This is a genomic window from Jatrophihabitans sp. YIM 134969 (genome assembly GCF_054456675.1).
Genome location: NZ_JBTJEQ010000089.1, coordinates 1 through 6,651 on the forward strand (window position 1 = coordinate 1; position 6,651 = coordinate 6,651).

Annotated in this window: 4 protein-coding genes; 3 read left to right on the plus strand and 1 reads right to left on the minus strand. The window is 72.2% G+C overall.

Annotated elements, in window-relative coordinates; all coding sequences use genetic code 11:
* A partial coding sequence (locus tag ACXR2U_RS23690) for an anti-sigma factor domain-containing protein (protein WP_458827559.1) occupies window positions 1-445 on the plus strand: 445 nt, incomplete at its 5' end.
* A 100-nt stretch (window positions 446-545) separates the two neighbouring features.
* Here the strand turns inward: ACXR2U_RS23690 and ACXR2U_RS23695 are convergent.
* Window positions 546-3,659: a glycoside hydrolase family 3 protein gene (locus ACXR2U_RS23695; protein ID WP_458827560.1), complete on the minus strand. Its 3,114-nt coding sequence runs from the start codon at window positions 3,657-3,659 to the stop codon at window positions 546-548.
* 175 nt (window positions 3,660-3,834) lie between these two features.
* On the opposite strand from ACXR2U_RS23695, the gene ACXR2U_RS23700 reads away from it, so the two are divergent.
* Both ACXR2U_RS23700 and ACXR2U_RS23705 read left to right on the plus strand, forming a co-directional pair.
* Complete coding sequence (locus tag ACXR2U_RS23700) at window positions 3,835-4,989, plus strand: ROK family protein (RefSeq protein ID WP_458827561.1); 1,155 nt, start codon at window positions 3,835-3,837, stop codon at window positions 4,987-4,989.
* 230 nt (window positions 4,990-5,219) lie between these two features.
* Window positions 5,220-6,651, plus strand: a 1,432-nt coding sequence (locus tag ACXR2U_RS23705; RefSeq protein WP_458827562.1) for a DEAD/DEAH box helicase, incomplete at its 3' end; no start/stop codon positions are given.

A 6,651-nucleotide genomic window follows, 5' to 3' on the forward strand; every position in this document is an offset into this window, starting at 1 on the left:
GCGACGACGTCGCGCGCGGGGCTGGCTCGCCGCCGCCGCGGCCGTCCTGGTCGTCGGCGCGGGCGCGGGTGGGTACGTCGTCGGCCGTGACGACACCTCGACCGGCGGCTGCCCGACCGCGACCGCGCAACTGGCCTCGGTCGGTGGCGGGTCGGCCGACGCCGGCGGCCGGGCCGAGGTGGTCTGCGCGGCGGACGGACCCGCCCTGCGGGTCACCACCGAGCAGCTGCCGATCAACTCCGGCTACTACGAGGTGTGGATGTACCAGCCCTCGAGCGGCGTGATGGTCGCGATCGGTGCATTGGGCAACGACGGCAGCGGCACCTTCACGCTCCCCGGTGGCATGGACATCCGCGACTACCCGGTGGTCGACGTGTCCGCCCAGCGTTTCGACGGCGACCCCTCGCACCAGCAGAGCGTCCTGCAGGGGCCGCTCACGCGCTGACCCGTGCCCGTCCGGACCCGGCGTCGCGTCCGGACACGACGGCGCCCCCGGCTCGGATGAGCCGGGGGCGCCGTGTCGTACGGGAGGGTCGTGCAGGAGGTCAGCCGGAGTACGGGCCGACCCTGATCCCCGTGACGCCCTGCAGCTTCGCCAGCGCCGCGAACGGCGCGGACTTCGTGGCCACGGTGAGGATGCGGGTGACACTGCGCTGCAGGTCGCCCAGGCGCAGCGTCGCGTAGTCACCGCGGACGGTGACCGTGTACGCGACCACCGTGCTGCTCGCGTCGCCCGGCACCTGGTAGGTCGGCTTGACCCTGACGGCCGACCGCTGGGTGTCCGACAACGCGTCGCTCGCGAGGATCGACACCAGGTCCGCGTAGGCGTCGGCGACCGTGGCGTACGGGCCGCGGTGCACCGTCGTCGGGTGGAACTGCGCGTCGAGCGTGGTGATGGTCGACAGCACGTCGGAGAGGTCCGTGCCGGAGTCGACCTTCGTGATGATCTTCTCGGCGCCGGTCGGGCTCAGCGACAACCCGCCGGTGGCGAGGTTGTAGGTGTGGTACTGGAACGCCGGGATGCTCGTCTCCGCCAACACCGGCAGGCCGGTGACGTCGAGCGTCGGCGTGGTGCGCGAGGTGTTGATCGAGATCTCGGTGGGGTTGCCGCCGGGCTCGATCAGGTCGTTGCCCGCGTACATCGTCGCGACGGGGTTGTGCGAGCCGCCCCAGTCGGACATGACCAGGCCCTTGAAGCCCCACTCGCCACGCAGCAGGTCGGTGAGCAGGTCGTAGTCGGCCGAGGTGAACGTTCCGTTCACCTGGTTGTACGAGCTCATGACGGCCATGGGCTGCGCCGACTCGACCGCGATCTGGAAGCCGCGCAGGTAGATCTCGCGCAGCGCCCGCTCACCGATGGTCTCGTCGACCGCGTTGCGGTTCGCCTCCTGGTTGTTGGCGACGAAGTGCTTGACGGTGACGCCCACACCCGGGTTGCTCTGCACGCCGAGCGTCTCGGACGAGGCCGTGTCGCCCGAGACCAGCGGGTCCTCCGAGAAGTACTCGAAGTTGCGACCGTTGAGCGGGTCCCGGTGGATGTTCATGCCGGGAGCGAGCCACATGGTCACCCCGAACGAGCGCATCTCCTTGCCGATCGCGGTGCCGACGCGCTGCACCAGACCGCGGTCCCAGGTCTGCGCGAGCAGCGTGCCGATCGGCCACGCGGTCGCGTACTGGTAGGTCGTCGGGTCGCCCGCGACCTGCTGGGTCAGACGCAGACCGGCGGGGCCGTCGGACAGCACCATCCCGGGGATGCCGAGGTTCTCGTACTTCGCGGTGGTGTAGCCGGCGGCACCGGCCGCCTGCGGCACCGAGCCGCCGGCGCCCGAACCCTCGACGATGTTCGCGAGCTGGTCGACCGACAGCGACGCCACGAACTGGCGCATCGTGAGCGAGCCCTTGGCGACGTCGTAGAGCGTCGCGCCCGGAACGGTCCGGACCTTCGAGACCGTCTCCCCCTGCTTGGCCTGGTACGGCGCACCGGTGCGTTCCCAGTCCGTCTGACCGTTCGGCACGTACGCCGTGGTCGAGGAGATCTCGTTGCCGTCGATCGCGTGGTACGGCGAGGCCGGGTTCACCGGGATGTCCTGCTCGTACTCGGAGGCGTCGTCCCGGGTGACGAACCCGCTGACCGGCAAGGTGTACTGCGGCGCCGCCGCGAGCTCGCCCGCCTGCGCGGGGTAGCTGTAGAAGTTCGCCGGGCTGCTGGTGAGTTGCGTGGTGGGACGGGCGTCGTCCATCTCGTTGGCGACCTGCTCGGTCGTCACCGTCGACGCGAGCCGCAGCTTCGCGGCGATGTGGGTGGCGCGGGAGGACTCCCCGACACGGATGACGTAGTTGCCGGCCTCCATGACGTACGCCGCCCGCCCGGTGTCGTAGGACGCCATGTCGGTGGTGCGGAACCGCACGGTCACCGTCTGCGAGGCGCCGGGCGCGAGGTCGCCGGTCTTGGCGTAGCCCGCGAGCTGCTGGTACGGCTTGTCGAGCTTGCCGGTCGGCGCCGAGAAGTAGACCTGGACGACGTCCTTGCCGGTGTAGGTACGGCCGGTGTTCGTCACCCGGGCCTGCACGGTGACCGTGCTCGGGTTCGCGCTGACGCCGAGTGTCGTGACGGCGAAGCCGGTGTAGCTCAGCCCGTAACCGAACGGGTAGGTGACCACACTCGCGGGGTTGTTCGGCTTGATCTTCTCGTAGAACGAGTCGAAGTACCGGTAGCCGACGTAGATGCCCTCGTCGTAGGACTCGGTGTCGGTGTTGCCGTCGTTGCCACCGAACGTCGCCGCCGCCGGGTAGTCGCTGTAGCGCGACGCCCACGTGTCGGTGAGCCGGCCCGAGGGCGTGACCTTGCCCGAGAGGACGTCGGTCACGGCGTTGCCGGATTCCTGGCCCGCCTGGCTCATGAGCAGCATGGCGTCGAGCGCCTGCCCCTGCCCGGGGTCGGTCGTGCGGGCGTTGATCGTGCGGAAGAACGAGGTGTCGACGATGCCGCCGGTGTTGAGCACGACGATGACCCGCTTGTAGGCGTGGCCGATCGCCGCGAGGTCCGCGGCCTCGACCGGGGCGAGTGCGTAGTCGCCGGGGGCCGAGGTGCGGTCGGATCCCTCACCGGAGTTCCGCGCGAGGACGTAGACCGCGGTGTCGGTGGTCTTGGTCGGCAGCACCGACGTCGCGGTGAGCGGCTGCTCCACCGACGCGTAGTCGACGGTCGCGCCGAACGGGCTGTTGCCTGCGTCGCCGTACTTGGTGTCGTAGGCCTTCACCATCGCGTTCCAGTACGCGGGCTTGGTCGTGACCTCGTAGCCCGCGTTCTCCAGGCCCTGCCGGACCCCGATCGTGTAGCGGTTGTTGACGTTGCCGGAGCCGGTGCCGCCCTTGACGGTCTCGTACGCCCCGACGCCGAACACGGCGACGTTGCCCGACGCCGGCATCGGCAGCGCGTTGTTGCGGTTCTCCAGCAGAACCATGCCCTGCGTGGCGGCCGAACGGGAGAGCGCGGCGTTGGCGGTCTCGAGGGGGGTGGGGTCCGGGCTGGTCGTGCCCGCGTGGGCCACGACGGTGGAGGACAGCGCGACGGCCGCGGCCACGGCGAGCGGCAGCGCGGCCCGCCCGGCGGCGCGTCGCGGGCGCCGCGAGGGAGGTGCGGAGGGACGAGGGGGCATGCGGGTCCTCTTCTGTGAGGGGTGGAGAGGCGCGGGTGGGTTCCACGCTGCGGCGGACGCTAGAGGTGCGCGCAATCCGCTGTCAATGGTTTGAAAGCGCCGCGTTCGAGGCTGTGATCGGTCGGTTTACGGCTAAACTCGCTCGGCGTCACGGCGATGGCTACAGTGCGGCCCCATGACCTCGCGGCAGGACCCGCCCCGCCGCCGCACCACCCGCGACCAGCTGTTCGACCTCATCCGGGAACGCGGTCAGGTCACCCGGCCGGGCCTCGCGGAGCTCACCGGCATCCCGCGCTCGACCGTGAACCAGTCGCTCGAGCAGCTGTTCCGCGAGGGCCGGATCGTCGAGGTCGACGACGTCCGGGCACCGGGTTCGGGGCGGGGACGCCCGGCCACCGCCGTGCGGGCCGTCGCCACCGGCGCGGCCGTCGCGGGGGTCGACTTCGGGCACCACCACGTCAACGTCGCGCTCGGCGACGCGTTCGGGCAGCCCGTCGCCGTCGAGTCGGTCACGCTCGACGTCGACCTGCAGGCCGACCAGGCCCTGGACGTCGCGAGCGGGATGCTCGAGCGACTCCGCCGGGAGCACGACGTCGAGGACCTCGCCGCGGTCGTCGCCGGGATCCCCGGCCCGCTCGGTCTCGCCGACGGCCGCGTCTGCTCCCCCACCATCCTGTCCGGGTGGGTCGGCCGGGCACCGGCCGCGGAACTGCAGGCGCGCGTCGGCATCCCGGTGCACGCCGAGAACGACGCCCTGCTCGGCGCCTACGGCGAGCTGCTGCAGGGCGCCGGGCGCGGCTACGACGACTTCCTCTACGTCAAGGCGTCGCACGGCATCGGCGCGGGCGTCGTCATCGGCGGCCAGCCGTACCGCGGCGGAACAGGGCTCGCCGGCGAGATCGGGCACACCCTGCTGCCCGGTCACAGCGAGCTGTGCCGGTGCGGCAACCGCGGCTGTCTCGAGGCGGTGGTGTCGGTGCCCAGCGTGCGGGCGCAGATCGCCCACACGCGGCCGGGGGTCGACCCCGACACCGTCGGCCTCTCCGGCCTCGACGGCGACCCGATCGCCGCGCGCATCCTCCACACCGCCGGCCGCACCCTGGGCGAGGCCCTGGCCGACCTCGTGAACCTGCTGAACCCGACCGCGATCGTCATCGGCGGCGAGCTCGGGAGTGCGGACGGTCCGCTCGTCGAGGGGGTGCAGGCGGCGATCCGGCTGCACGCCCAGCCCGCCACCGCCGACGCCCTCGTCGTCCTCCCCGCTGCCCTGGGCACCCGCGCGGAGCTCACCGGGGCCCTGCACCTCGCGGCGGTCACCGCCGCCCGATGACCGCGGCGGGAACCGGGAAGCCGCGGCGTACGGCGCCCCCACCCCGCTCCCCACGCCGTGCGACCCGCGCTGACCGGGGAACACCGAGGCCTCCCGTACAGTTGGGTCCAGCAAGACCATCAGGCGCGCCGTCGTACGAGCGTGCCGGGCATGCACTCGAGAGTTCTCCGCGTCGGATCCACTGACGCCCTTCCGGGATCGTGTGCCACATCCCGGAGGAACACATCTGTATGTCCACGCCCACGCGTGCCCGTCGTCCTGCCCGTAGCAGCCAGAACCACGGCGGCCAGAACCAGCAGAACCCGTCCCGCGGCCGCGGTCGCGGTGGTTCGCAGCCACAGCGCCCCGCGAAGCGCTCGCCGCTCGACGACCTCGAGATCACCCCGATCGCCACGGAGAACCTGCCGTCGTTCGGTGAGCTGGGTCTCCCCGCTCCTGTCGCCACCGCCCTGCAGCGTCGTGGCATCGACACGCCCTTCCCGGTGCAGGCTGCAACGATCCCGGCGGCCCTCGCGGGTCGTGACGTGATCGGCCGCGCCGCCACCGGCGCCGGCAAGACCCTCGCCTTCGGCCTGCCGATGCTGGCCCGCCTGCACGGCGGCCGCCGCACGACGCTGCGCCCGCGCGGCCTGGTGCTCGTCCCCACCCGCGAACTCGCGATGCAGGTCACCGACTCGCTCTCGCCCGTCGCCGACTCCCTCGACCTGCGGGTCAAGCTGGTCGCCGGTGGCCTGCCGATGGGCAAGCAGATCCAGGCGCTGCGCGCCGGTGTCGACGTGCTCGTCGCCACGCCCGGCCGCCTCGAGGACCTCATCAGCCAGCGCGCCGCCGACCTCGGCGGGGTCGAGGTCGTCGTCATCGACGAGGCCGACCACATGGCCGACCTCGGCTTCCTGCCGGTCGTGAAGCGCATCCTCGACCAGACTCCCGCCGACGGTCAGCGACTGTTGTTCTCTGCAACGCTCGACGGCGATGTCGCCGTGCTGGTCGACCGGTACCTGCACGACCCGGCGGCGTTCGCGCTGGCCGCGACGACCCAGGGCGTCACGACCATGTCGCACCACGTGTGGCGCACCACGCACGAGGAGAAGCCGGACCTCGCCGCCAGTATCGGCGCCCGCGAGGGCCGCACGATCATGTTCGTGCGCACCAAGCACGGCGCCGACCGCCTGGCCAAGAAGCTCGGCCGCGTCGGGGTTCCCGCCGGTGTCCTGCACGGCGGCCGCTCGCAGCCGCAGCGCACCCGGGCGCTCGACGCGTTCAAGGACGGTTCCGTGCCGCTGCTCATCGCCACCGACGTCGCGGCGCGCGGCATCCACGTCGACGACGTCTCCCTCGTCGTCCACGTGGACCCGCCGACCACCGCGAAGGACTACGTCCACCGTTCGGGTCGTACGGCCCGCGCCGGCAACGACGGCGTCGTCGTCGCGCTGACCACGCCGGCCGACGCACACGACATGCACGTCCTGCTCCGCGAGGCGGGCGTCCGCTCCGAGGCGGCCACGGTCAGCGTGGGCGACGAGCACGTGCGGGCCGTCACCGGTGCGAAGACGCCGTCCGGCAAGCCGATCGCCCCGGTGAACAGCCCCACCGCGCCGAACCCGTACCGCGAGCGGGCCCGCGCGGCCGCCGCGGCGGGCGCGCCGCGGGCCAGCCGGACCG